The sequence below is a fragment of the Bartonella sp. AC70YNML genome (assembly GCF_042196545.1).
Classification (GTDB): domain Bacteria; phylum Pseudomonadota; class Alphaproteobacteria; order Rhizobiales; family Rhizobiaceae; genus Bartonella.
Genome location: NZ_JBHIQK010000001.1, coordinates 58,864 through 80,637, shown reverse-complemented (window position 1 = coordinate 80,637; position 21,774 = coordinate 58,864). Strand labels below are relative to the sequence as shown.

Genomic DNA, 21,774 nt, shown 5'->3' with positions numbered 1-21,774 from the left:
TGTTATACGTTACATGAAACATAATGGAGATTTTGTTATGGCTACAATGCACGTCAATGAACGCGTTCAAAAACATCGCAACGCACAAAGAAAAGCAGGTTTGCGTTTAATGCAAATTTGGGTACCAGATACTCGCCAACCGAACTTTGCAGAAGAGTGCCGACGCCAATGTCGCTTAGTCGCAAAAGTGGATAAAACAGATACATCTATGCAGTTGTTAATGGATCAATCTTTAATGGATGTTGATGGCTGGACAGAATGATGCGTGGATCTCTCGTCACAATAGCTATGCAAGGCGATTTTGGTAAACCAAGACCTGCGTTAATCATTCAAGCTAATCAATTCAGTGAGCATACAAGTGTAACGGTTTTACCCATTACTAGTACACTTGTTGATGCGCCATTACTCCGCATTACGATTCAGCCAAACGCTAAAAATGGTTTGCAAAAACCTTCGCAAGTCATGATTGATAAGATTATGACGGTAAGATGTGAAAAAGTTAGTCCAGCTTTCGGCTCCATTCATGCAGATAAAATGGTAGAAATTGAACGCTGTTTGGCTGTATTTTTAGGAATAGTAAAATAAAAATTGGATTTCTTTTTATCATCATAAAATAGCTTTGTTTATCTGTCTTCCTCGTCCATATGGATAACGCCTTCGCCTTCGTTGCATGCGTTTGGTGGAGCGTTTGGATCAAGGGTATCGTCCTTGTCTGGTGTAGTGTTTGCAACGTTTCCAGCTGTGTCTTCTTGGGCTTCATCAAAAAGTTCGCACTCTATTTTTGTGGTGTAACCACCCGTTTTATCAAGTTTGTGTTTAACGCTTTTGATGCGCCATTCTGCTGGAATATAGGGGCGGAAAGGGGGCTCCTGAACAAGCTTTGCTTCCGCTTGTACAAAGGGATCACCACCAATATCACATGAGAAAGAAGATTTCCCACGCGATGATTTATTGCGATAAGCCGCAATGGCTGCAACAGCTTCTGATTGATTGTGGTAGGTATATTTGAGTTCATGAAACGGTGCTTTACCAACTTTGACTTCCTTTTTTTCACCAGTGCGAATATCATGATAGCTTGCAATAACACCGCCTTTTTTCTCTTCTTCTTGCTCTTGATTTTCAGGTGTTTTGGCTTCCGTCTCTACTTTAGGCAAATTGGGGGCGTCATTTTCGTCCATATGGATAACATCTTCGCCTTCTTCAATTTCCTCTGGCTCTCGTGCATCAGCGGCGGCTTTTTGATCATCTCCTGCCTCTGTTGCTAAGCCGTTTGCTGCTCCTGCTTCATCACGCGCACTGTATTTAAAATCCCAAGAGGTACAGAGTTTTTCATGGATAATAACAACGGGGAGTGTTTCACCAGTGATGGCTTTGCCTTCCCCCCGTCTAGCCAAAACAAGCTTGCCATCAACGGGTTTTGCTACCGCATCATAGTCTTCTGCAAGGCGCGTGGCAAAAGCCATATCGCTTTCAGAAGTTTGATCAATGTGACGCACAACAATTTTAGCAAGAGCAGGGTCAACTTTTGGTGTATAGCCATTGCGCTCTGCTATCTCTTGAACAATACTGCCAAGGGTTTGTTGGTGATAGGATTGGCTTTTGGGTGTTCTATAAGACGTATTCATAGAGGCGGTGCGCCCTGTCACGCTTAAACTTTGTGGAGGGCTGCTTACAGAGATTTCATCAATTAGATAGGCTCCCATATCGCGGTTTTTGCCGCCTTCATAGCCAAGTGTGACAGAAATGATTGTTCCGATGAGAGGAATATCAAGAAAGCCGTTATCACTGTCACGGGCGCGGTCATCAAGCTCTATGGTAATGCGGTCACTTTTGTCTTCTGCTTCATCGGTAATTTCAATCGACAAAACATAGTCCATCAGCGTTCTTGTGATGTCCTCTCCATTTGCTATCACTGTGCAAAAAGGTTTCATGACTGGCTACCCCAAATTCTAATCACCGGTGTGGCTTTAGGATAGGGGAGGGTTGGTAAGAGTATTGTGATACCTGCTTTTAAAATGGGTCCATAGTCTGCAAGTCCAAAATTCGCTGCATAAACGCGTTCAACAGCAAGGGCTTGTTGACCCTTGGCATAATATCTCCAGCAAATGGCGTCAACCATATCGCCTTCTTTTGTTACGTAAAGATCACTCATAGCTCTTCACCATATTCTCTCAACTTTATCGTAAATTCTTGTTTTTTGGGGGACCCGTTATAGTGAAAAATGCTTTGTTTTTCCTCTACAGAAAGAATGACAAACTTGCCTAAAATTTTCCCCTGACCGGTCACAAGAATGTGAGGACCATTATGTGCCATTTGCCGTAAATATTCGAGCTGTCTGTGACCACCTTTGAAATCTGGATAGATCACCCCAGTTAAAGAAAATTCCGCATTTGCCACAGCAGGCAATTGAAGCGCTGCTTTGCGCCCCAATCGCCCTTGCTCGACCCATGGAATGCCATAAGACATGTCAAGGGTTTGATAAGCAGCTGTTTCAATGGAAAAGATAAAACCACCCAAAGCTAACATCATGGCGCTTAATCCGAAAGGCTAGAGGCTATAGCCAAGCGTTGCTGCTTGGCATAGCGTTCAAGGGCTTGATTGACTGCGTCTCTGATTTCGTCCTTGAGACCATTGGGGACAGAAATATTTAAATTTGAAATCATCACGCGGGCATCTACTTCTACCGGCTTATGAACGGTAATGGGCTTGGGAGCTTTGAAGGCGCCCACTTTTGCATTTGTAGCCTGCATTTGTCCTGTTTCGACTACGCTTGTATTAAAGCCACTTTTGCGTTTTTCAGGGGGGGTATTTGTAACCACTGCTGTATCCAGCATTCTTTTTGCCCGTGTATTAGTTTCTTCGGTAAAGGTTTTAATGGTCTTCGTTGAAGTTTTGTCTATTGAGACATTAAACCCTAACTTTTCTTTCATCCAATTAGGCATCCAACTGGTTAATTTACTCATCATGCCGCTAAGCCATTCAGACAGAGCATTCCATTTGCTTTTTGATGCCCTCCCAAAGCCCATTAATAAGATTGGAGCCTACTTCCATTAAATCGACACCAAACAGCCATTCAATGAGTTCATTGATTTTTTTCGAAATCCAAGAGAGTGGTGAAAAGTTTTTAAAGAACGTCAAGAGGTTATTGAAAACATTACTACATAAGCTGTAAAAAGAATCCCATAACTTGCTTATAAAGCTTATGACTGTATCCCAATGTTTGTAGAGCAGATATCCGGCAGCAACAAGAGCTGCAATACCAGCCATTATCCAGCCTATGGGGGTTGTCATGATGGCAATACCAAGCGATATAAAAGCAGAACCAACGGCGGTTATTGCTGGAATAAGTGACGCTACAAGAACTGCCCCAACCGCGGCTAAAGATGCTGCTACCCAACCATTGAGTTTGTCCCAATATTGATAGAGGACAAAGAGCGCTGCAATGCCACCCATTAACCAACCGATAGGTGTCGTCATAATTGTGATACCAAGGCTAACAAACGCTGTTCCCACGGCTGCTAATGCGGCAATGAGTGGACCAAAAATGAAGGAACCAAGAGCTACAAGCCCCACCTTAAAGAGGGTTATTTCACCAATCAATGGCTCTAGCCATTGGAACCAGCCTTTAATCCTCTCTGTGAGATCACTGATGCTTTTTCTTAAATCAGAGGTAGGATTAAGCAAATCATTAAGAACTTTTTTTAAGGTTTTTGCCCAGCTCGCAACGGTTGTTTGAATGAGATCACGGTTTTCATCAATCAACTTTGAAAAACCGTCAATCATATCATTGATGACGGGCATAAAACGGGCGCCAATAAAGCTCGCGATACCGCCTATTTTTTTCTTAAAAGCACCAAGCTTATCACTCAAATCTGCTGCATAGCGTGCAACATCGGCGCCTATGAGCCATTTTCCTTTCCGCGCCTTTGCAAACAGTTCTTTGATAGGCGCCATGCCTTGTGCAAGCATGGTCGCCATTTCTTTACCATCACCCCCAAACAGCAGAGCGGCAATATGCTGTCTTTGTGCTTGGCTTTTCATCTTACTCATCTTGTCGGTAATTTCTTCTAACAAGACAGAAGTGGATTTGAGTTTTCCAGAAGTGTTTTTGACAGAAATGCCAAGTGCTTCAAAGCCCATCATGCCTCTTTTTTGTCCAGCATAGGCTTGTGCCGAACGCCTATTTAAAACCGCTAAGGATTGTTGAAAAAGTTCGGCAGAAGTGCCTGAATTATCGGCTGCATCACCCCATAATTGAAGTGCCGTAACACTCATATTTAAATGGTGTGATGCGTGATAAAGACTATCTCCCAGATGCATGGTTTTCATGGTGAGGGCGGTCACACTTGCCACAAGACCACCCCCGGCAAGCCCTAAGACACCGGTAAAGACTGAAGCACGACTTGCCGCCACTCCAAGAGCACTTTGAACGCCATGAAGGCTTTTTGTCATGTTTTTGACAGCAGCAGAAAAGCGCGGAATACCCAAACTATGTGAGAGTGTTTTTGACAATGTATCGAATTGTTTTTGAACACGTTTGAGAGGTGCCGTGAGTTTATCTTCAAGAGACAATTTTACCTTTGCATCAGCAACTTTTTCACTCATTTTGTCTTACACCTTTCTGCTGCTTGGTTTCGCCAGAATATGAGTTCTTGTGGTTCCATTTCCATCATGTCTGAAAGGGACCAATGGAACACAATGGTAATATCGGCTATGAGTTTTGCGGCGGTTTCCCAGTCTAGGTTTCCCGCCGTTTGATAAAAGACTCCAAGATCTCTCCAATATTTGTCAAATCATTGATGTCGAGTTCGCTGATAACCTCATGCGGCCATTCAGAAAGGCGTGCGATCATAGTGATTGTTTGCTCTATACCTTCTTTTTTGTCGATTGCTTGCAAATCTTTTGTTTTGGGGCGCCGTAAGGTAATTGTGGTGTGCTCTTTTCCTTCAAATGTGAGAGGTTCAAGCAATTGATATGTAACATTTTTTTGTAGTGTCATTTTTATAATCCTAAATTGTTTCTATGGTCTGCGAGTTGATTGACACCATTGAATTTTCTCACCAAGTTGAGGACGTCTATCTCAACGATTTCAACGTCCTTCTGGACATATTTGAAATACTGCAATGTGAATGTAGCCGTAGAAGTTGCTTTTCCTCCCGGTTGCCATTCTGCCATTTCAAAGCCTTTGCAAAGCCCTCTCATGGTAATGACAACACCTTCTGCGGGGGTGCCTTGAGCTTGCATTGAACTGCGCAATGAGATGTTGACATCGGTGCGCCCTAACAGTGCCATCAACTCTGGAGAGCAATCAGAAATGGTCATGCTAAGCGTGAGGGTTTCAAGACCAAGGTCAACTTCAATGGAGCTATCCATGCCACCCCCGCGATAACTTTCAACAACCAAACTCAAATTCGGTAGGGTGACACTTTCACATTTTGCCTGATAGGGAATACCATCGACAAAAATATTAAAATATTTCAAGACTCTGGGTAAAACAGGTACGGTCATTAAAAGATCTCCTCTAAGTAATCATTCACAATGCGTGAACGGAACGTGATATGTTCTGCAGGTGTTGTGGGGGTGAATTCGACATTGAAATAGACTTTGCCGCTCTCAATGGCGCTTGCTGTATTAAGCTCTAGATCAGGCGTACAGCGCCCACCAAGAATGGCGCCTTGTGCTTTTAAATCACGCAAATAGGCATTGACGCTTTCACTGACATCATTCATGTAGGTTTTTTTGATATTGCGGTCGACAGCCCATAGATGTCCGCGCAAAATAGCATCATTGATCATATCTGCGGTGCGCACCACCGATAAGAAAGCAAATTTTGTATCGCTTGAGAGTGTGCGATTGCCCCAGAGGCGATAGCCGTTTTCACGGATAATTGTTGTGATATTTTGTTCATTGAGAAGGTTGGCACGGCTCGATCTGTCCCCAATGGAAAAATCAATAGGGCGTGCAGTTCCCACAATGCCATTGATCACTTTATTGGAAGGAGAATGCCAAAAACCGTTGTCAAAATCTGTTTTGGCAATGACACCAGCAACCGCTGCACTTGCCGGCTGTTCTATGATTTTTCCATCACGATTTACCTTTACAAACGGGTCAATGAGAATGGCGCGTTTTGAATCAAAATCCTTTGCTGTGCTAAGAGCTGCTTCATCTGTTGTGTTGGGTGCATCAAGCACCACAATGGCGCGCAAACGCTCTGCAATGCCAATCAGTTCTGCTGCTACAGGATTAGAGGTTGCACTGATTTCGGCTTTGGCTGTCGCTCCAGTGCCATCTCCTTCAATCGTCACATTTGGGGCGCTGTGATAATCAAAGCCACCGTTCTTAATGACAACAGAAGTTACTTTTCCATCTTTCAGGATTGCTTCTGCTTCTGCACCGCCGGCAATTTTAACTGTTGCTTGAGTGTAACCACTTCCTTGGTTCGTCACATCAATCTTGCTAAGACTGATAGGGCGTTTGTGTGTAAAGCCTGAAGCGATGAGAATGCGTGGTGTTTGTCCCACAATGGATTGTGCTCCAATCAAAGCATGGACGCCTTCATAAGCACCATTTGCGTTCACACCCCCTAGAATATTAGTGAGTGTTGCATTTTCGTTGTCACCTTCTTGCACGCGTACGACAACAACAATGGCACCCACTTGCTTGAAAATAAGATCAAGGGCATTGGGTAAAGTGCCGCGTCGTTTACCTGTTGTATCCAGTTTTGCGGTTTGTGAAAGAGAGCCGGCTACCAAAACTGGTGTGTTGAGGGGGAATGCTCGTTCATCGGCATCGGGTGCTGTGCCAACAATTCCGATAACGGCAGACTGAACCGCGCGAAGGGGGCGGGTGCCGTCGTCAACTTCAACGACTTCAACACCGTGTAAAAAACCTGTTGCCATACTTTATGCTCCTTTGAAATATTGGCTAATGAAATGAATGGAAAAAATGAGAGGCGAAAGCCGTTCTTGCGAGCGACTTGACAAAATGTTTAAAACCGTTAGATTCATACAAAGGTGCCTAACAAACACCTTAAAACAACAAGCGGATTGGTTGCCGAAATAACTAATCTTCCGCAGACTAAAGACTTTGACTCATTATATGCGCGTAGCGTATAATAGTGTTGTCGGGTGTGGTTATGCTATACAATACCCTTTTAGGGGAAGGCATAACGACGGGCTTGTTGCCGTGTTTGTTAGCACCCGGCATTCTTCATTGAGTGTCATTAACAAACATTAATCAACAAGGAGTTCACCATGAACAATTTAGTGACAATCAACAATGCTGGTATTGCTGTCACAACCTCTTTAAAAATTGCCGGTGGTGTGGGGAATAGCCACGCTACAGTTATAAAGCTGGTACGTCAAAACATTGAAGACTTTGAAGAATTTGGAAGGGTTGGATTTGAAATCTCACCCTTTGGGACAAAAGGCGGAAGACAAAAGAGAGAAGTTGCTATCCTTAATGAACCGCAAGCAACTCTACTCATGACCTATATGCGCAACAATGATATGGTGCGTGCATTTAAAAAAGCCCTTGTTAAAGCTTTTTATGATTTAAAAAACAAGTTAATGGATAATGACCGCGATACACGGTTTGATTTTCCAAGTAACTGGGATGAAATGGGAGCGACTGAAAAGGCTGTTTATATTTATGGACCGCTTCACATGCATCTTGTTAGAGCCTTTACGTTAGTAGAAGAGAGCAAACATTATAAAACGCTTGTTGAAGAAGCCAAGCAAGTTTTAGGAAAAACTATTGTAAAAGCTGCTTAAGTAAAAAACATGACTCATCTCCTCGCCTTGAGGCGGGGAGGTAGTTAATGCCGTAAAATATCTTTACATAATACATATTGTACGTATAATACGTATTATACATTAAAGATAGGATGTGCATATGAAAAAATATAGTTTTACAGATGTAAACCGCGGGGCAGGCGATATTTTAGATGAGGCTATGTCTACACCTGTCGCTTTGACAAAACGAGGGCGTGAAAAAATCATTATGCTTCCTGTTGATTTATATCATGAATTAATAAAATCCCGTTCTAGTGTACAATCTTTTGTTTACGCAGATGCACCGCAAAATATATTAGACGATTTAGATCGTGGTTTAGATGACATTTTGAATAGTGATGAACATGTTTAAAGCAGGGGATGTTGTTCAATATTATTATTTATGGCACGAACAAGCGCAAAAAGGTGAACATTTGGGACGTAAAGCGCGTCCTTCTTGTGTTATGGTTAAAACTGAAAGCCATTTCTTTTTGTTTCCTATCACTTCTCAAGAACCTATTAATTTGCAATTTAGCTTAAAAATACCTGAGATAGAATGTAGACGTGCGGGGTTGCAAAAGCAATCTTGGGTGCGTGTTGATGAATTTAATGTTGTTCCTTGCGAATCTTTGTTTGACTTTGAAGATTTAAAACCACAAGGGCGTTTTAGTCTTTCTTTCATGCGTAAAATTGCACTTAAAATTAAAGAAGTTAAAACAATAAAACCACTTGGAAAAGTTTCTAGAGACTGAGTTATACAATTAAGCAGTATGGAGTGTCGGAACTTTGCTAACATCTGTTTCACGCTCTGCATGCCAAGCATCATAATTGGCTTGCATACGTAACCATATTGCTGCTCCATTCCCAAACATTTTGCCAAGACAAGCCGAAAGAGAAGGAGAGACGGGCTTTTTGGCATTTAGAATATCATAAAGATGTTGGCGTGATATACCGAGCATTTGTGCAATTTCTGACTTTGTTTTGCCTGTTTCAGGAATAATATCTGCTAAAACTTCTCCTGGATGAGTAGGACAACGATTAGGATTGCGTATAGTCATAGATAGTCTTCTTTGCAATTAACTTAAAAACCATTACAATCTAAACAGTATAACATCAATACTGTGTAATTTAAGAAATGAATATCAAACCAATTTGTACAGAGAGAGATTACCAAGAAGCTTTAGAAATTGTGTCTGCAATGTTTGACAAGCAACCTAAAGAGAATACTCTAGAATTTGATAGAATGAAAACTCTTGTTTTGTTAATTGAAGCTTATGAAACAGAGCACTATCCTGTTTCTCCACCTCATGCGTAAAGAGAAGAATAGGTGCATGGAGGGGATAAATTTGCACGTTAACATCAAGGATTTTACAAACATACCAACGGCTGTCTGATCAAATATTGCTAAAAACTTAGATCCCTTGCCATTCTTAATAAAGTGAATACGAAGTTTAAATTCTATTGCCATTTTGCTCTCCACATTAATGAAGAGACCATAACAATCATCTACACTCTCTCATAAGACTGACACTGTCAGTCAAAAAAGCCCTTTAAAGGGCTTTGAAAGAGCTTTAAAGGGGATTTTAAAAACATACAAAGCCAGCTTATACAACAAGCATCATTAACACTATTGTTTGAGTGCCTAAGCTTCTTCACCTTTTTCTTGTGATTTATGGCTAAGCTCTGCCATTGTTTCTTCATCCACCACGGGAGGAGAGAACACTTCGTCTTTATAAGTCCAGCCGATCTGCGCTTCACGTGAGGGGATTGCCTCACCATCAAAGGCGTGAACATAATCTTCTGAGGCTACAATAATATTTGTTACCACACCATTTTCAACAACTGCATATTTCATAAAAAACTCCTAGATAAAAAATCTCAACAAGATTGCTCCGTCACCACCATTACCGCCATCTCCACCAGATTTTCCTGGAAAGTAGCCACCGCCACCGCCGCTGGTAAAACCATTTCCATCACCACCATTGCCGCCTTTCCCACTGTACCCCCCTTTTGCGATACCATCACTGCAACCACCACCAGCGCCACCATAAATAGAGCTTCCACCATGTCCAATGTTTGTTTTATAGACAATAAAGGGGCCGTCGTTACTTCTATAGTATGCGTAGCCACCACCACTCCCGCCACCGAAAGTAGAACTACTGCCATTGACGCTGGTATTGCTAGAGTAATAGCTGCCACCGCTACCGCCGCGACCACTGCTGTTGGCACTTCCTTCACTGCCACTAGTTGCGTATCCATAATATCCACCACCTCCGCCACCGCCTGCGGTAAGAAGTCCCTGAATTATTGTTTGACCACCTATGCCTCCCCTCTCGTTATTACCGCCTTTCCCACTACGTCCAATTTGAGCATTTTTTGAGTTTCCCAGCTGGTATCCTTTGATTTTAATACGTACGCAACCGCCGCCACCTCCACCACCGCCTTTTATATTACTGCCGCCTCCACCGCCACCCCACGCCCATATTTCAATATCGGTGTAGCTAGTAACACTATCAGGAAATGGAATGGGTCCACTTTCTGTCATGAGGATTTCAAGGGGATTAAGCGCGGTAACTTCTTTCAGTTTTGCAATCTCATTGCGTATTTTTTGAAGGACAGTGGTAGCCTCATCTTTTGTGTAAAGTGCCTTACCATCAACAGTTGCTGGACCTCTAAGCATGCTTCCACTTGCACTTAGACTTGTCACAACTTTATTATTGTGGGTGAGATTAAACGATGAATTACCTAACAGCTCTAAGCCACCACTCATGCTAACTTTGCTGGTAAATTTATTATAACTTTGCCATTCATTTGGGCTTGTGAGGCGCCCATAGCTTGTGAGATCTTCGTTAAGCTTGGCTCTAAAATCGTCAAGCCCCACGATATCTTCGGTTTTATGTTGATGCGCGCCTAACAGTGAGACAGCACTGCCAAAGGTAAAGTTATTGTTGCTTGATTTATAGAGAACATAGTTGTTAGCGGCATCTTTTGCCCCTTCGATATCGCTTAAATCAGCAAAAGTAAAGGTTTTATCCGCTGCCATCTTGCCATTGAGAGCGCTTTCTAGATCTGCGATTTCGTTGATCGTATGCGTGTGCTGTAAAGGCGCCTTTTCGTTTACCTTTTCCTCAACTTCCGCAAGTGCTTGATCAATTTTGGTCAAATTTTCCCGCAAGATTGGGAATTCAGAACTGATAAAACGCCCCTCTTTAGGCAATTCCATGTCGAGTTTTTTGGTTTTTGTCATCTCTCATTTTCCCATTATAATATGCCAGTTCCCATCACAATATGCCAGCGCCAAAATCACTCACCATGGACCGCGCAGCAGGTCCACCGGTAAGGGTCAATTTCAAGCGCGCTTGTTTGGCTGTTTTGTCACTGCTCACAAATTTTCGTTCTGTCCAAAGTGGTTCAGCGAGTTGTTCTGTTTCGTCAAGTTTCAAAGGGGTGAAGCCACCATCATCTAGTTGCATCTCCAGTGAAAAGGTTGCACCACCCGGTAAAAAGGTTTTGATATAGCTGGTCAACCTTGCCTTTTCGCCAAAGGCAAAAGCACGCGTGACATAGGTCGCTTCCTTATGGATCTTCCCCGCAATCAACTGAACAGGGGCAAATAACACCGGTGAGAGTTTCTCTGTTCCTTTAAGAATAGCGCGAAGCTTGACCTTTTCACTGATATATTCAGTAAGACTGAGCAATTGAAAGGGAAGAAGTTGATAAATTGTGCCATTGTTTCGTTCAATTTCAAAGATGACAGAACACTCACTTGAAGGCAACTCAATGGCTGCGCGTATTTGCAAATCAGAGCAGTCTACAAGGTCAAAGGTGCCTAAATCGACAATCTTTTCTGTTTGCCTATAGCGTGCAGCGAGCACTCGAAAGGCTAAAGCCTCATCTTGATGGGCGCTCCAACTTTGTGCGTTAACAGAAGAAAAGCGTGGACCGGTCACGTAAGGGTGACTTGAGACAAATCTTTGACTGTTTACATCAAAATCTCCAAGCTTTGCTAGTGAGATGGCATGATCAGCATCATCGGTTTTAATGATAAAAGCAGTGAGACGATCATTAGGGACTAACAAGGGGATATCATAGCGTGCCCCAGCCCAACCTAGCTTTGCGCCCTTCATAGAATAAAAGCTTTGTGCTTGAATATCGGCGGTAGGATAGCCGTTTTCGGTTGTCACCAAATCAATCACCAGATCATGGTTCTGATTGCCGATTTTACAAAGATGAAAGTCAATTCCAGTGATTTGCCGTGTTTCATCGGGGGTAAAGACTTGCGCTTGTGGGTCAAATTGCGTCCATATCTTCACTGTTGTGGTGCGCCGCATCACTTTCACATCAATCAGACCTTGTCCGGTAAAAAGTCCCGTTGCAATGGTGCCCCCTTTCCCCTGTGCCACGACATTTTTTGTACCAGCGGTAATATTTTGTGGAATCGTGAAAGTGCCCTCAAGGACGCCTTGTCTATCGGCAACAAGGCGGCTCGCTGGCAAAATATCCACACCATCAAAGGTAAGACTTTCCAAGATTTCGCTACTGCCAAAACCTTCAATTTTAAAGTGAAGGGTAATTTGTCTTAAAAAGTCGATTTGTTCTTGGTGTGTGTTGATGAAATTATCGCTTACTTCTGTTCTACGTATGGTACTGCCGCGATGTTTTCCCATAATGATTTGATTGGTCACGCTTGAGAGCCAATCGGTGCGCTGTTCGTGCCAAAAGTCTGTTGCGGGTTCAAGGGTTACTGTACCAGGCAGGGGTGCAAAATTTTGATAGGGGTTGATCTTTTCGCAAGCCGTTGTCAATTCTTGCGCAATGATCACTTCATTTGTCCAGTCAAGGGTGACAGGCGCTTTTAAAGGAGCAGTATAGAATGTTGGGTCAATAGCAAGCTGCAAAATGCCATTGCCTACAGCCCCCGTTTGTTGAAAGCCTTCATCTCTGTAACTATCATCGAGAAAAGGATCAGCAAACATGCCTTTTTTGGCAACAGGCTCTTTAGAGTCTACATTGCTTTTAATGCGCTCTAACTGCATCAACCGGTCAAGGGAAAGCACCCGTTGAAAATAGCGCCACATCTCATCATAGGGGGCAACACGGGTGCCATCATTGACCACAAGGGGGGGTACTAAGCCAATTGTTGGTAATGGTTGCGAGCGACAACACCTCATCAGGGACACTAGGTGCCATGGGTTGGTCTGAAGAAATCCCTTTGATATAGACGACATTTCCCCCTGTGTTGAGACCAATACGGTCAATGCGGGGGAGTTTGTAAGTGTAACTGACAATGATATCACCACCCTCCGCACCCCCTGATACTGTAATTTCCTGCGCTGTTACCTTATCAGCCGTGATTTTTGCACGATAGCGATAAGTCACCTTATAGCTGCTCCCTGCTAAAGGTTCGTCTCCCACCGGTGCCCAATCAATGGTGTCTCCGGTTTTTTTAAAATCCGTTCCTTCTTTAAATTCTTTAGTTCCTTGAACAATTTTGATAAACGCGGTGATGCTTTTATCCGGCACGCCATCACGCCCTGCGGCAACGGCACCGCGGGTGACGGTAACGGTTTTTTCTTTTGTCAACAAAAGAGACTGAATATCAGCAAGAGGAAAATAATAGGGTTTAAAGGTAAAGCTTGTTTTCCCTTTTGGGGGCGAAAAAATATGCGTTTCGCTAGGAACAACGCTTGTCGAAAAATCTTCCATCTCTTCATGGCGCAAAGCTGCTAAGCGTTTGCGTTTAAAACCATTGATATTGGCTTCTCCCTCTTGAATGCTAAACACTTGGCAACCGTTATTTGCTCCCAATGCACTTACACGGCATCCCCCCACGATATAATGCCCATGGGCGCGGTCGTACGTCGCAATGGCTTGCATGGCCGGTTCAAGGAGTGAGGGCGATTTTTGATCAATCAAAACGCCATCTTGTAAGATATAGACCGGAAAGAAAGCCCCTTCCTGCTCATCATCTTTGAGAGCCCAGACAAGTTTTGCGACTTCGCGTGCCGCTCCGGGCTCTCCTTCTGCCAAACTGCCGGCAACTTGCCCCAACAGCTCTGGATCATCCTCATATGTCACCCATTTCTTTTGTAGCTTTACACCAATTTCCACACGCCCAATCATGGAAATATTCTCCAAGACAGCATTTGAGACAGGAAAGATATCGCCTGCAATATAAATTTTGCCCTCTGTTAACGTGACAGTCCTTGTCTCTTTATTGACAAAAGCATCAGCCCGTTCAACGCGGTCTCCTTCTTTTGCCACAAGGCGTCCCAAACGGTCATGACGCCCTCTGATGATGGTTTGAACCTCATTGAGTTCACCCGCTTGAAGAAAAGGGCGCTTGCCATAAAACACCACGCTTTGTTGTTCGTCTTTGCCTACCGATCTGTCAATTGCAAAGGGTAAACCACTTTCATGCTTCATGTTAAAACCTCAATAAAATTTTGAATTGTTCGCGAACATCAGCACGCAAAGGAATGTTGACCGGTGTTTTAAGAATTTCTACACCACCACGCAGTTCATGAGCTTCAAGCCAAAGCTTGCCAGGAGGGGTTTGTTGTGCAAGAGAGCCATGAACGAGAAGGGAAACAGCGGCGGCTTGTTTGTCCTCAACATCTTCAAAATCTGTGCGAGCTGCAAGAAACAACAGAGTGCCGGTGGGGGAAGGGTTAAATCTGTTGCCACAATGGTTGTAAACACCCTCTAAAACCTGCTCTACAGGCGCTACAGCATAGCATCGGCGATACCCAATCAGAGTATTGTTTGCGTCTCTTAAAGCCAAATAAAGGGGACGATTTTGGAACCACTCTGCCATGAGTATATCGCGTTCATGTTTTTTGACCGAACACCAAGGAAAATTTGCCAAATCCCAAGGGTAATCAATTTGGTTCCAGCTTAACTCCTCGTCAAAGTCATCAATCCAGTTGCCAATTAATGTGCCTTCTTCTTTCGTCAGCGTGTGATTGATTTCTGTTGTGCGTCCAAAGGAAAACAAAGTTCCCCCAGCTGTAAGACAGATGCCACTCTCGAAATCCAACATGCTGTCATCAAGGCGTGACATATTGCATTCAACAGCTCCAACATCATACCCATAAACACCACGACGAAAATCAGAGCGCAAACTTTTGGAAAGTCTCACGATTGCTTCAACGGCTTCAAGCTGTGTTGGTTCAGGCAACTGGTTAAATTCAAGTTGAAAGGAATTCCACCATGCACGCTCTGACCATGCGGGCTTAAAACGCGCGGAAAGCTCTAACCATTGAAGCCCCATCTCTATTGCCATAACAGACCCGCGCAGGCGTTGCCATGCAAGCCCTTGATCAATCAAATCATAGAGGTTTGGAACATAAGGTGTCAGTTCACCAAGTCCATATTCTTCAATCAACTACGGCAAAAAGCGGGGAGGGCGCGTGATCAGTTTTGCACGTGAAATCCCCAAAACAGCTCCATCAACATCTTGATGAAAGTTGCAAGCATCGGCAAGGCGTTTTTCAAATTCTGTTGCATGTGAGGGGAGGAGGGAACCAACCATTAGCGTGCACGCCCTTTGAAGTTTAAGGTGATTTTGCCAATCGATAAGATTTCTTCATCACAAACTGCACTGTCCTTTGTGGGTGTAATGGCAATCACTTTTTGGACACCAGGGATCATCAGTTTTGAAACCCACCACGAGAGGCTTAATTCACGACCAATGGCTTGTTCTTGTCTCCATGCTGCTCTTAAATTTGCCTCCATTGTCGTGAGAATTTTCAAAGATGTTTCCGGTAACAGCCAAACATCTGCTTCTAAGTCCAGCACTTTTTTAACAGCAGCATGCACAATAATCGTATCATTGGTCATGATGATATTTTTTCTGTGAAGAGCTTGTGAAACTGTTTGTAAGAGATCTTCAGAGGCTGTTCCTTCTTCATTATTACCAAAAAGAGCAACATAGATGGTTGGGTCTTTGCCTTTACGATAGATAATGGCATCTTTCACTCGACTATCGGCTGTTAAGGCGATAAGCTTGTAATAGGGTTCTGTTCCACTTCCGTTTCCTCCACGGGCATGAAGCTGTATGCGTTCACGATATCTCTCGTCACTTTCTCCTTCCATGCGGGCAATACCATGCCAGTTTCCCAAGGCATCAAGAGATTCACCGATTGCAAAATCAAGAATGTTGTTGCGTGCTGCCTCATTAATACGCTGTCTTAAAAGCAATTCTCGATAGCTAAAAGCCTCTATAACTTTTACGGCTGGATCACTTTCCAAAAATGTATATTCGGGTAAAAGTTTTTTTAAATGAGCAAGAGCCGCAGCGCGGATTTCCTCGAAAGAAAGTTCTGTAATAATTTCCGGTTTTGCAAGCGCTTTACTCATTTTATCAGTAATCCTTCCATGGTAATGGGCTTGCCCGATGGCAAATAAATGCCTTCAAAGGATAAAGAAACGTGTCCATTCTCACCCCTTTTAAAATCGATTTTTTTCACTTTAAAACGTGGTTCCCATTTGTCTAAAGCCTCAGCAACGGCGGCATAAAGGGCAACGGCAAAAGCATTATTCACTGGCGCATCAATGAGTTCTGCAACGCGTGAACCATAATCACGTCGCATCACCCGTGTGCCAATGCGTGTTGATAAGATATCAATAATCGATTGCCGCAAATGCTCTATGCCAACCAATGGTTTGCCTGTTGTGCGGTCCATTCCACTGTTCAATTTGGTCCTCCTGTCATCGAACCACCAGGGTAAACACCTCCATGAACATGGGTTGCTCCTACATTGGTGCCGTTATGCTTTAAGCTACTTGAATGAAGAGAAACATTATTTCCAGAATGAAGAGAGAGACTATCATTCGAATTCAGTGAAATGTCACCACCAGCCTTCAAAGAGATGCCGCCCTTTGCCTTTAAACTAAAGTCACGTTCTGAAGTGATTTTTATGCCCTCCGGTGCGCTGAGCTCTAACTTACCAGCATCTCCTTTGAGTGATACGCCATCAGAGATTGTTAGGATAAATTTTCCACCCGATTTTATATTGAGGGCATAGGTGTTTTGTTCATCATCATATTCAAGGCTGGTTCCATCAGGGTATATCGTTCGGTGAATGCTGCCCTTATCGGCTGCTTGATTAGCATCTGTATGAATGGAACCCACAATCATTCCTTGCGATAAATCCCCTGATGATGAAACAACAATCACTTGCTCTCCAACATCGCGCCCTTCATAAGAGCGTGTTTTACCGGCGCGGGCTTGTGTGTCTGGAATCCAGTCACTGATAAGACCTCCAGTTTTTACTCGATAGCGTGCGTTTTTATGGTCGACATGGCTAATTTTCCCCACCACAACCATATTGGCTACGCGTCTCTTTAAATCGGTGATCTCCTTATCGCGCCGCTCTAACATGTCCACCTTCAATTTTATGGTATTTATCTTTATTTCTCACGCCTGTTTCTGGTTCAAAACTTAAGAAAGGTTCAACGATTTTTGCTGTTATACTGCCTTCTTCTTCATCCATGTTGGGGATATTTGTCACATAAATGGCTTCAAAGGTTAAAATCGCACCATGGAGCGCTAGGGCGCCATTATCACCAAAGGCAAAAGCAATATTTTGCAGGCGGCATGTCTCAACGGTATTGTTAAGATTGGGGTTGGCATGGAAAATCTCTTCAACTTCCCATGCTAATTGGTCAACAAAGCGTGCACCCTCTTCACATGTTGCATAGCATTCAACATCTACTGTTAAAACACGCCGTCTTAAGCCAAAATCATGTCCATCTTCAATGGTTTCACTTTGCGTTGAGATATTAATAGCTGGCATTGCTTCAATAAATAAGTTGAAATCGCGCATATTGAAAACATTATCACCAGCTACTGTTTTTGCTGCCTTTATCAACGCAACAAATGTTTCTCTTATCGTCTCACGGGGGGGCATGGGGGCTCCTGTTCAATTAAGTGCATAAAATGATTGACTAGGATTAATAATGATACTATTATTGGTTATGAGTAATAAAGTTGAAAAAATAATCAGCTTGATGAAAGCATCACCAAAGAACATTAAGTTTTCAGATTTGTTGGCTGTATGTGTCTATTTCTTTGGAGAACCACGGAACAATGGTACAAGCCACTTTGTTTTTAAAACACCGTGGCTTGGTGATCCTCGTGTGAATATTCAAAAAGATTCTGGTAACAAAGCAAAAGCTTATCAAGTCAAACAAGTCTTACAAGCGATAGAAAGGATGAAACATGAACAATAATCATTATACATATCGTGTTTTGTGGTCGCAAGAAGATGAGGAATATGTCGGATTGTGTGCAGAATTCCCATCCCTTTCATGGTTAGATGCTCAAGCAGAGAAAGCTTTAAAAGGTATTATGGACCTTGTTTCAGAAGTTGTTGAGGACATGCAACATAATGGAGAAGAAGTTCCTGTGCCTTTGTCACATGGTAAATATAGTGGTAAGTTTCAATTAAGAATACCACCAGAACTCCATAGAAAACTTGCAATACAAGCCGCTGAAAATGGTGTGAGTTTAAATAGATATATTTCTTCTAAACTTTGAATCTTTTAAAAGTCTATACGTACTAAAAGAAAACTAATTCTTATGAAAACCTCTAAATTAAAACAAATACCCGTTTTCAAGACGGGTGAAGAAGCAGAAAACTTTGTTGATACTGCCGATCTTACAGATTATGACTTAACTAATTTTAAATCCGTTCATTTTGAGTTCTTACCTAAAGAAGTCTCTTGACTACCTCCCCACCTTTAACGATAGGGAGGGGAGTTTTGTTTTTAAGTTAAGCAACCTTTTTAATGGGGCTCTCGAAATTTGCTTCATAAGCGCGTAACAAAGAATCCATGCTATGCGGTAACTCTGAATCACCAAAATCTGTTAGAACTGTTAAGATTTTAAGCATACTTGGCATCTCATCTTGAAGTTTTAAAATCAAAACCTTTTCTATTAATTCCATAACTTCAACTATGGCATTACAATTTTCATCTCCAATGCTTCGATGATTGGAAAACTGAGACAATGCTATCCACAAATCGCATAAGAAATTGGTATCTATCTTCATTGCACACCTCCATGAATTTGCTCTCTCAAACATGCTAATCCTCTGGATGTGATTTTCGTTGAAGGGAGTACCTTTTCTGTACCATCAGGTCTTTGGATAGTAATAGCAGGACAATCCATGAATCCTTTCTTTATTTTGTCCTGATAAGGTAACAGAGGCGCCCCTGGAGCCCGCCGGTAAACCCAATCATGTTTACGTAAGTAATCCGTTAAATCCTTTGGTCGCAACTCTAACATCTTTGCGGCTTCAATTAAACCAAACAGACCATCAGAGCGTTTTAGACCCTCAAGTGCCTCTGCTTTTGGTGCTAATTCTGCAATAACATGATCTTTCTGCTCAATTTGCCTTTGTAAATGGTTCAAGACACCAAGTAATGCTTCGGGTTTAGAGTAGTCAACTTGTGATGCAGCTATCTGTGGTGTTGCTACTTGTTTCAAAAGTCGTTCACATTTGATAAAGTATTGACGTGCTTCATGTCCTTTATCATTACGTTCGATCATGGAAAGGTGTTTAGCCATGTCTAATGTAATGTGGTATTCTTTTACCTTTCCACTGTTTTCTAAATTTTTAGAAAGCGCCACAAAGTCTATATTTTCTCGAAATTTACATTCTTTAATGCGATTTTTTATCCAATTTCTAAATTCCGATTTAACTTCCAAAAACGTATGCAATTCACGTGCATTAACAGTTTGAACGGTTTTCGGATCAATGACTTGTTCTGATATTTTTAAGAATGTTCATAATGAACTCCTATCGATTAGAGGTTTTCTATTGACACTTTAAAAGAGTTCTGGGCACTAAGAAACACGGCAATCTAGTCTGTCGTTACGCCTTTCCCCGAAGGGTGTTATATGGTATAACCACACCTGACAAAGCTATTATATGCATGTAGCATACAATGAGTTAAAGCTTTTAAATTGCGGAAGATTAGTTATTTCGGCAACTAATCCGCTAGTTGTTTTGAGGTGTTTTTGAGGCACCTGATTCGAAAATACCTATTACTATAGAATTGTCCAGCAACAAAAATTACTTCTTGCTAAGAAAACGTTTCACATACTGTACAGTGTACATAATAAAAATTGTTATTTATCAATGAGTTAAGTGTAAAACGTACAGTCAAATTGAAAATTCTGTCGCTAGCGATAATTCGCACTAGTCTGCCCTGCAACGAAGCCAACCCGCTGGGAAGTACCTTTTGCATTGATTTTATTAACTTTTTTATGGAAAAAGAGAAGCATAAGTGATAATCTGTTTTTAAGATTGCAATAAGAATATGTAATGCCTATCCTCATAAGGATATGGAATATATAGATAAAGCTTGAGAACATGATCTAGCCTTTTTTATTAGCAGCGTATTCTCGACGAAAAAGTTGTCTCTGTATATTTTGGGTTAATCTTTCATTGGCATATTATGCAATAGCACTTGCAATCTCTGGCTTTGACATGACCTCAGAAGTTGAGGGGCCCTCTTGTTTTGCAATAGGGAATTGATCTCCGTCATCTCTTTGAAACACATTCCCTCCCATTTTCAAATCAACGCGCTTTGGAAAACTCCCACCCTTAATAAAACCATGAGGCAAGATTTCTTTCTTTCCAAATAGTGTGTAAGCCACGCCGTGTTTTGTTTCTTTTGCTTTAAAAAATTTAAGAGGTATTGGTGTTCCAGAACCAATGATATCTGTCTCAAGAAACTTTGCTGTCGCCTTTTCTTTAATATAAACACCTTTTCTTATACCCTTTATTTGGGCTGATGAGATGTCAGCAACTTGCTTTTCAGTAAAGCGTTCAACTTGTTTTGCTGAGGTGTTTAGAGCATTACGCAGAGCCCAATTAAGGCGTGATGCTTGAAGGCTTGTGAAGGTATCTTTTGCCTGTTGAAGATACCATTTTTGGTGGTTGATTAACTTCAACGTCTAAGCCTTTTTAAGAGTAGGTGTTGATGATTGAGAGACCTTAGATGCTTTTGGTTTTTCGAGAGAGGTTTCTTTAGTCACTGATTTCGTTGATGTTTGTACGGCTTCTTTTTCTATTTGCTTAATTTGTTCAACTACCTTGTCGGGCTTTATTTTTGTTTTAACATCAACAAAGGGTTTAGCAGCATTTGCACGCTTGAGACGAGCATAGACTTGATTAGAAAGCTCAACAAATGGATTATTGGGAGTTGAAATTTCAAAACGAACAGTGCTTTTATTGTTGCCAACAACACACATTGGCTTAGTGATGACAACTTTCATTATGGCTCCTTTTGAGTCATAATTAATGACATCATTAGTCAAATATTGATTTTTATTCTGTGAAAAATTGATTAGCTGCTTGTCAACAGAAAAAATCATGATCTTATGCTTTTTTACTTTTTACCTAAAGTTGGTATTTTTAAACATTAAAAGTTGTAGAAAAAATTCAAGTAAGAAATGTTGATAACTTTGCTAAGACTTCGCCCATTACGCGTTACTATATCTAAAGCACGCGGCTGGTCGCAGCGTATCACACCTGTTGTATGCAGCCCTGTTCCCACCAATGAAACAGCAAAGCCTGCTGTTCTAGCAAATGACATAATCAGTACAGGACGCGTTCCTTTTTCTCATAGACAGAGGTTGGGTCAAGCGATACAAACCAAATTTCACCCCGCTTCATTACAAGAGCTCTCTGTCAACAGGCTTTGCATCAAACCACTCTACATCTTTATCCGCAAAATCGTCCGAAGGATTACATTGGGCTAACAATTCTTCAAGAGTGTAATTTTGCGATTTGTCCATTATCAATAGCCAAACCCACTTGCATATTTTCAGTAAGATGAAGAACATCAAACAATGCAGGAGGTATAGAGAGCATAACGGATCCTCCAACTTTACGTAATTTTGTTGTGCATAAAACGCCCTCTCTAATATTATATAAAAATATAACATAAAGCTCATGATTCAATAGCTTCTTATGCTTTTGTGTAA

29 protein-coding genes and 3 pseudogenes are annotated in these 21,774 nt (G+C 42.1%); 10 read left to right on the top strand and 22 right to left on the bottom strand.

The window, feature by feature from the left end; genetic code table 11:
• The first annotated feature begins 37 nt into the window (after positions 1-37).
• The gene (locus tag ACFIMU_RS00470) at positions 38-262 is read left to right on the top strand and encodes an antitoxin MazE family protein (protein ID WP_375609590.1); all 225 of its coding nucleotides are present in this window, start codon (positions 38-40) and stop codon (positions 260-262) included.
• Complete coding sequence (locus ACFIMU_RS00465; protein ID WP_375609602.1) at positions 262-585, top strand: type II toxin-antitoxin system PemK/MazF family toxin; 324 nt, start codon at positions 262-264, stop codon at positions 583-585. Before ACFIMU_RS00470 ends, ACFIMU_RS00465 begins: the two co-directional genes overlap by 1 nt.
• Before the next feature lie 38 nt (positions 586-623).
• On the opposite strand, the gene ACFIMU_RS00460 is transcribed toward ACFIMU_RS00465, so the two are convergent.
• From ACFIMU_RS00460 to ACFIMU_RS00420, 9 genes are read right to left on the bottom strand one after another with little or no spacing between them, the layout of a single operon-like run.
• Positions 624-1,931: a contractile injection system protein, VgrG/Pvc8 family gene (locus ACFIMU_RS00460; protein ID WP_375696730.1), complete on the bottom strand. Its 1,308-nt coding sequence runs from the start codon at positions 1,929-1,931 to the stop codon at positions 624-626.
• The gene (locus ACFIMU_RS00455; RefSeq protein ID WP_375607131.1) at positions 1,928-2,152 is read right to left on the bottom strand and encodes a tail protein X; all 225 of its coding nucleotides are present in this window, start codon (positions 2,150-2,152) and stop codon (positions 1,928-1,930) included. The genes ACFIMU_RS00460 and ACFIMU_RS00455 overlap by 4 nt, the downstream gene beginning before the upstream one ends.
• A complete protein-coding gene (locus tag ACFIMU_RS00450) occupies positions 2,149-2,529 on the bottom strand; it encodes a phage tail protein (RefSeq protein ID WP_375609588.1) in 381 nt (126 codons plus the stop codon). The genes ACFIMU_RS00455 and ACFIMU_RS00450 overlap by 4 nt, the downstream gene beginning before the upstream one ends.
• A 5-nt stretch (positions 2,530-2,534) precedes the next feature.
• Positions 2,535-3,026 (bottom strand): hypothetical protein, encoded by a 492-nt coding sequence (locus ACFIMU_RS00445; protein ID WP_375696729.1) that lies wholly within the window; start codon positions 3,024-3,026, stop codon positions 2,535-2,537.
• On the bottom strand, positions 2,980-4,605 hold the full coding sequence (locus ACFIMU_RS00440; RefSeq protein ID WP_375696728.1) for a phage tail protein: 1,626 nt from the start codon (positions 4,603-4,605) through the stop codon (positions 2,980-2,982). The genes ACFIMU_RS00445 and ACFIMU_RS00440 overlap by 47 nt, the downstream gene beginning before the upstream one ends.
• Positions 4,602-4,706, bottom strand: a complete 105-nt coding sequence (locus tag ACFIMU_RS00435; protein WP_375696786.1) for a GpE family phage tail protein — start codon at positions 4,704-4,706, stop codon at positions 4,602-4,604. Before ACFIMU_RS00435 ends, ACFIMU_RS00440 begins: the two co-directional genes overlap by 4 nt.
• A 32-nt stretch (positions 4,707-4,738) precedes the next feature.
• The gene (locus ACFIMU_RS00430) at positions 4,739-4,999 is read right to left on the bottom strand and encodes a phage tail assembly protein (RefSeq protein WP_375696167.1); all 261 of its coding nucleotides are present in this window, start codon (positions 4,997-4,999) and stop codon (positions 4,739-4,741) included.
• Positions 5,000-5,001: 2 nt separating this feature from the next.
• Positions 5,002-5,508, bottom strand: coding sequence for a phage major tail tube protein (locus tag ACFIMU_RS00425; protein WP_375608785.1), 507 nt, complete (start codon positions 5,506-5,508; stop codon positions 5,002-5,004).
• Positions 5,508-6,899 carry a phage tail sheath subtilisin-like domain-containing protein gene (locus ACFIMU_RS00420; protein WP_375614646.1) on the bottom strand — a complete coding sequence of 464 codons (1,392 nt, stop codon included), beginning with the start codon at positions 6,897-6,899 and terminating at the stop codon, positions 5,508-5,510. Before ACFIMU_RS00420 ends, ACFIMU_RS00425 begins: the two co-directional genes overlap by 1 nt.
• Positions 6,900-7,253: 354 nt before the next feature.
• Here ACFIMU_RS00420 and ACFIMU_RS00415 point away from each other — a divergent pair, with 354 nt between their 5' ends.
• From ACFIMU_RS00415 to ACFIMU_RS00405, 3 genes are all read left to right on the top strand, one after another.
• Complete coding sequence (locus tag ACFIMU_RS00415) at positions 7,254-7,772, top strand: Rha family transcriptional regulator (RefSeq protein ID WP_375614645.1); 519 nt, start codon at positions 7,254-7,256, stop codon at positions 7,770-7,772.
• Positions 7,773-7,893: 121 nt separating this feature from the next.
• Positions 7,894-8,145 carry a type II toxin-antitoxin system prevent-host-death family antitoxin gene (locus ACFIMU_RS00410; protein WP_375607138.1) on the top strand — a complete coding sequence of 84 codons (252 nt, stop codon included), beginning with the start codon at positions 7,894-7,896 and terminating at the stop codon, positions 8,143-8,145.
• Positions 8,138-8,524, top strand: a complete 387-nt coding sequence (locus ACFIMU_RS00405) for a hypothetical protein (RefSeq protein WP_375696727.1) — start codon at positions 8,138-8,140, stop codon at positions 8,522-8,524. The genes ACFIMU_RS00410 and ACFIMU_RS00405 overlap by 8 nt, the downstream gene beginning before the upstream one ends.
• Before the next feature lie 9 nt (positions 8,525-8,533).
• On the opposite strand, the gene ACFIMU_RS00400 is transcribed toward ACFIMU_RS00405, so the two are convergent.
• Entirely contained in the window at positions 8,534-8,830 is a 297-nt protein-coding gene (locus ACFIMU_RS00400; protein WP_375607140.1) for a HigA family addiction module antitoxin, read from the bottom strand.
• Between the two features lie 77 nt (positions 8,831-8,907).
• Between ACFIMU_RS00400 and ACFIMU_RS00395 the strand changes: the two genes are divergently transcribed.
• Positions 8,908-9,087: a hypothetical protein gene (locus ACFIMU_RS00395; RefSeq protein WP_375607141.1), complete on the top strand. Its 180-nt coding sequence runs from the start codon at positions 8,908-8,910 to the stop codon at positions 9,085-9,087.
• Positions 9,088-9,414: 327 nt separating this feature from the next.
• Here the strand turns inward: ACFIMU_RS00395 and ACFIMU_RS00390 are convergent, their stop codons facing one another.
• The 8 genes and pseudogenes from ACFIMU_RS00390 to ACFIMU_RS00355 form a co-directional block, all read right to left on the bottom strand.
• The gene (locus ACFIMU_RS00390; RefSeq protein WP_375608845.1) at positions 9,415-9,627 is read right to left on the bottom strand and encodes a hypothetical protein; all 213 of its coding nucleotides are present in this window, start codon (positions 9,625-9,627) and stop codon (positions 9,415-9,417) included.
• Between the two features lie 9 nt (positions 9,628-9,636).
• Positions 9,637-11,019 carry a Bgr_08870 family protein gene (locus tag ACFIMU_RS00385; protein WP_375696726.1) on the bottom strand — a complete coding sequence of 461 codons (1,383 nt, stop codon included), beginning with the start codon at positions 11,017-11,019 and terminating at the stop codon, positions 9,637-9,639.
• Positions 11,020-11,053: 34 nt separating this feature from the next.
• Positions 11,054-14,198 (bottom strand): annotated as a pseudogene (locus tag ACFIMU_RS00380) (DUF4815 domain-containing protein).
• Position 14,199: 1 nt separating this feature from the next.
• Positions 14,200-15,306, bottom strand: a pseudogene (locus ACFIMU_RS00375) (phage tail protein).
• Complete coding sequence (locus ACFIMU_RS00370; RefSeq protein ID WP_375687949.1) at positions 15,306-16,133, bottom strand: baseplate J/gp47 family protein; 828 nt, start codon at positions 16,131-16,133, stop codon at positions 15,306-15,308. The pseudogene ACFIMU_RS00375 and the gene ACFIMU_RS00370 overlap by 1 nt, the downstream one beginning before the upstream one ends.
• Complete coding sequence (locus ACFIMU_RS00365; RefSeq protein ID WP_375608688.1) at positions 16,130-16,471, bottom strand: GPW/gp25 family protein; 342 nt, start codon at positions 16,469-16,471, stop codon at positions 16,130-16,132. The genes ACFIMU_RS00370 and ACFIMU_RS00365 overlap by 4 nt, the downstream gene beginning before the upstream one ends.
• Positions 16,468-17,157 carry a phage baseplate assembly protein V gene (locus tag ACFIMU_RS00360; protein WP_375696725.1) on the bottom strand — a complete coding sequence of 230 codons (690 nt, stop codon included), beginning with the start codon at positions 17,155-17,157 and terminating at the stop codon, positions 16,468-16,470. Before ACFIMU_RS00360 ends, ACFIMU_RS00365 begins: the two co-directional genes overlap by 4 nt.
• Positions 17,138-17,686: a hypothetical protein gene (locus ACFIMU_RS00355; RefSeq protein ID WP_375696724.1), complete on the bottom strand. Its 549-nt coding sequence runs from the start codon at positions 17,684-17,686 to the stop codon at positions 17,138-17,140. The genes ACFIMU_RS00360 and ACFIMU_RS00355 overlap by 20 nt, the downstream gene beginning before the upstream one ends.
• 49 nt (positions 17,687-17,735) lie before the next feature.
• Here ACFIMU_RS00355 and ACFIMU_RS00350 point away from each other — a divergent pair, with 49 nt between their 5' ends.
• From ACFIMU_RS00350 to ACFIMU_RS00340, 3 genes are read left to right on the top strand one after another with little or no spacing between them, the layout of a single operon-like run.
• Complete coding sequence (locus ACFIMU_RS00350; RefSeq protein WP_012231065.1) at positions 17,736-18,008, top strand: toxin HicA; 273 nt, start codon at positions 17,736-17,738, stop codon at positions 18,006-18,008.
• Entirely contained in the window at positions 17,998-18,315 is a 318-nt protein-coding gene (locus ACFIMU_RS00345; protein WP_004856761.1) for a type II toxin-antitoxin system HicB family antitoxin, read from the top strand. Before ACFIMU_RS00350 ends, ACFIMU_RS00345 begins: the two co-directional genes overlap by 11 nt.
• Before the next feature lie 42 nt (positions 18,316-18,357).
• On the top strand, positions 18,358-18,504 hold the full coding sequence (locus ACFIMU_RS00340) for a CopG family antitoxin (protein ID WP_375696723.1): 147 nt from the start codon (positions 18,358-18,360) through the stop codon (positions 18,502-18,504).
• A gap of 46 nt (positions 18,505-18,550) precedes the next feature.
• Here the strand turns inward: ACFIMU_RS00340 and ACFIMU_RS00335 are convergent, their stop codons facing one another.
• The 4 genes and pseudogenes from ACFIMU_RS00335 to ACFIMU_RS00320 all read right to left on the bottom strand — a co-directional run bounded on the left by ACFIMU_RS00335 (position 18,551) and on the right by ACFIMU_RS00320 (position 21,063).
• Entirely contained in the window at positions 18,551-18,829 is a 279-nt protein-coding gene (locus ACFIMU_RS00335) for a hypothetical protein (RefSeq protein ID WP_375686763.1), read from the bottom strand.
• The gene (locus ACFIMU_RS00330; protein ID WP_375696785.1) at positions 18,826-19,554 is read right to left on the bottom strand and encodes an antA/AntB antirepressor family protein; all 729 of its coding nucleotides are present in this window, start codon (positions 19,552-19,554) and stop codon (positions 18,826-18,828) included. Before ACFIMU_RS00330 ends, ACFIMU_RS00335 begins: the two co-directional genes overlap by 4 nt.
• A 606-nt stretch (positions 19,555-20,160) precedes the next feature.
• A pseudogene (locus ACFIMU_RS00325) lies at positions 20,161-20,739 on the bottom strand (hypothetical protein).
• A 3-nt stretch (positions 20,740-20,742) separates the two neighbouring features.
• The gene (locus ACFIMU_RS00320; RefSeq protein WP_375696722.1) at positions 20,743-21,063 is read right to left on the bottom strand and encodes a hypothetical protein; all 321 of its coding nucleotides are present in this window, start codon (positions 21,061-21,063) and stop codon (positions 20,743-20,745) included.
• 177 nt (positions 21,064-21,240) lie between these two features.
• Here ACFIMU_RS00320 and ACFIMU_RS00315 point away from each other — a divergent pair, with 177 nt between their 5' ends.
• A complete protein-coding gene (locus tag ACFIMU_RS00315) occupies positions 21,241-21,549 on the top strand; it encodes a hypothetical protein (protein WP_375615095.1) in 309 nt (102 codons plus the stop codon).
• Positions 21,550-21,774 lie beyond the last annotated feature (225 nt).

What these genes read in the sequence shown, in the direction of transcription:
- ACFIMU_RS00470 (WP_375609590.1), top strand. Translation starts at nt 38, where the DNA reads ATGGCTACAATGCACGTCAATGAACGCGTTCAAAAACATCGCAACGCA.
- ACFIMU_RS00465 (WP_375609602.1), top strand. Translation starts at nt 262, where the DNA reads ATGCGTGGATCTCTCGTCACAATAGCTATGCAAGGCGATTTTGGTAAA.
- ACFIMU_RS00460 (WP_375696730.1), bottom strand. Translation starts at nt 1,931, where the DNA reads ATGAAACCTTTTTGCACAGTGATAGCAAATGGAGAGGACATCACAAGA.
- ACFIMU_RS00455 (WP_375607131.1), bottom strand. Translation starts at nt 2,152, where the DNA reads ATGAGTGATCTTTACGTAACAAAAGAAGGCGATATGGTTGACGCCATT.
- ACFIMU_RS00450 (WP_375609588.1), bottom strand. Translation starts at nt 2,529, where the DNA reads ATGATGTTAGCTTTGGGTGGTTTTATCTTTTCCATTGAAACAGCTGCT.
- ACFIMU_RS00445 (WP_375696729.1), bottom strand. Translation starts at nt 3,026, where the DNA reads ATGGGCTTTGGGAGGGCATCAAAAAGCAAATGGAATGCTCTGTCTGAA.
- ACFIMU_RS00440 (WP_375696728.1), bottom strand. Translation starts at nt 4,605, where the DNA reads ATGAGTGAAAAAGTTGCTGATGCAAAGGTAAAATTGTCTCTTGAAGAT.
- ACFIMU_RS00430 (WP_375696167.1), bottom strand. Translation starts at nt 4,999, where the DNA reads ATGACACTACAAAAAAATGTTACATATCAATTGCTTGAACCTCTCACA.
- ACFIMU_RS00425 (WP_375608785.1), bottom strand. Translation starts at nt 5,508, where the DNA reads ATGACCGTACCTGTTTTACCCAGAGTCTTGAAATATTTTAATATTTTT.
- ACFIMU_RS00420 (WP_375614646.1), bottom strand. Translation starts at nt 6,899, where the DNA reads ATGGCAACAGGTTTTTTACACGGTGTTGAAGTCGTTGAAGTTGACGAC.
- ACFIMU_RS00415 (WP_375614645.1), top strand. Translation starts at nt 7,254, where the DNA reads ATGAACAATTTAGTGACAATCAACAATGCTGGTATTGCTGTCACAACC.
- ACFIMU_RS00410 (WP_375607138.1), top strand. Translation starts at nt 7,894, where the DNA reads ATGAAAAAATATAGTTTTACAGATGTAAACCGCGGGGCAGGCGATATT.
- ACFIMU_RS00405 (WP_375696727.1), top strand. Translation starts at nt 8,138, where the DNA reads ATGTTTAAAGCAGGGGATGTTGTTCAATATTATTATTTATGGCACGAA.
- ACFIMU_RS00400 (WP_375607140.1), bottom strand. Translation starts at nt 8,830, where the DNA reads ATGACTATACGCAATCCTAATCGTTGTCCTACTCATCCAGGAGAAGTT.
- ACFIMU_RS00395 (WP_375607141.1), top strand. Translation starts at nt 8,908, where the DNA reads ATGAATATCAAACCAATTTGTACAGAGAGAGATTACCAAGAAGCTTTA.
- ACFIMU_RS00390 (WP_375608845.1), bottom strand. Translation starts at nt 9,627, where the DNA reads ATGAAATATGCAGTTGTTGAAAATGGTGTGGTAACAAATATTATTGTA.
- ACFIMU_RS00385 (WP_375696726.1), bottom strand. Translation starts at nt 11,019, where the DNA reads ATGACAAAAACCAAAAAACTCGACATGGAATTGCCTAAAGAGGGGCGT.
- ACFIMU_RS00370 (WP_375687949.1), bottom strand. Translation starts at nt 16,133, where the DNA reads ATGAGTAAAGCGCTTGCAAAACCGGAAATTATTACAGAACTTTCTTTC.
- ACFIMU_RS00360 (WP_375696725.1), bottom strand. Translation starts at nt 17,157, where the DNA reads ATGTTAGAGCGGCGCGATAAGGAGATCACCGATTTAAAGAGACGCGTA.
- ACFIMU_RS00355 (WP_375696724.1), bottom strand. Translation starts at nt 17,686, where the DNA reads ATGCCCCCCCGTGAGACGATAAGAGAAACATTTGTTGCGTTGATAAAG.
- ACFIMU_RS00350 (WP_012231065.1), top strand. Translation starts at nt 17,736, where the DNA reads ATGATACTATTATTGGTTATGAGTAATAAAGTTGAAAAAATAATCAGC.
- ACFIMU_RS00345 (WP_004856761.1), top strand. Translation starts at nt 17,998, where the DNA reads ATGAACAATAATCATTATACATATCGTGTTTTGTGGTCGCAAGAAGAT.
- ACFIMU_RS00340 (WP_375696723.1), top strand. Translation starts at nt 18,358, where the DNA reads ATGAAAACCTCTAAATTAAAACAAATACCCGTTTTCAAGACGGGTGAA.
- ACFIMU_RS00335 (WP_375686763.1), bottom strand. Translation starts at nt 18,829, where the DNA reads ATGAAGATAGATACCAATTTCTTATGCGATTTGTGGATAGCATTGTCT.
- ACFIMU_RS00320 (WP_375696722.1), bottom strand. Translation starts at nt 21,063, where the DNA reads ATGAAAGTTGTCATCACTAAGCCAATGTGTGTTGTTGGCAACAATAAA.
- ACFIMU_RS00315 (WP_375615095.1), top strand. Translation starts at nt 21,241, where the DNA reads ATGTTGATAACTTTGCTAAGACTTCGCCCATTACGCGTTACTATATCT.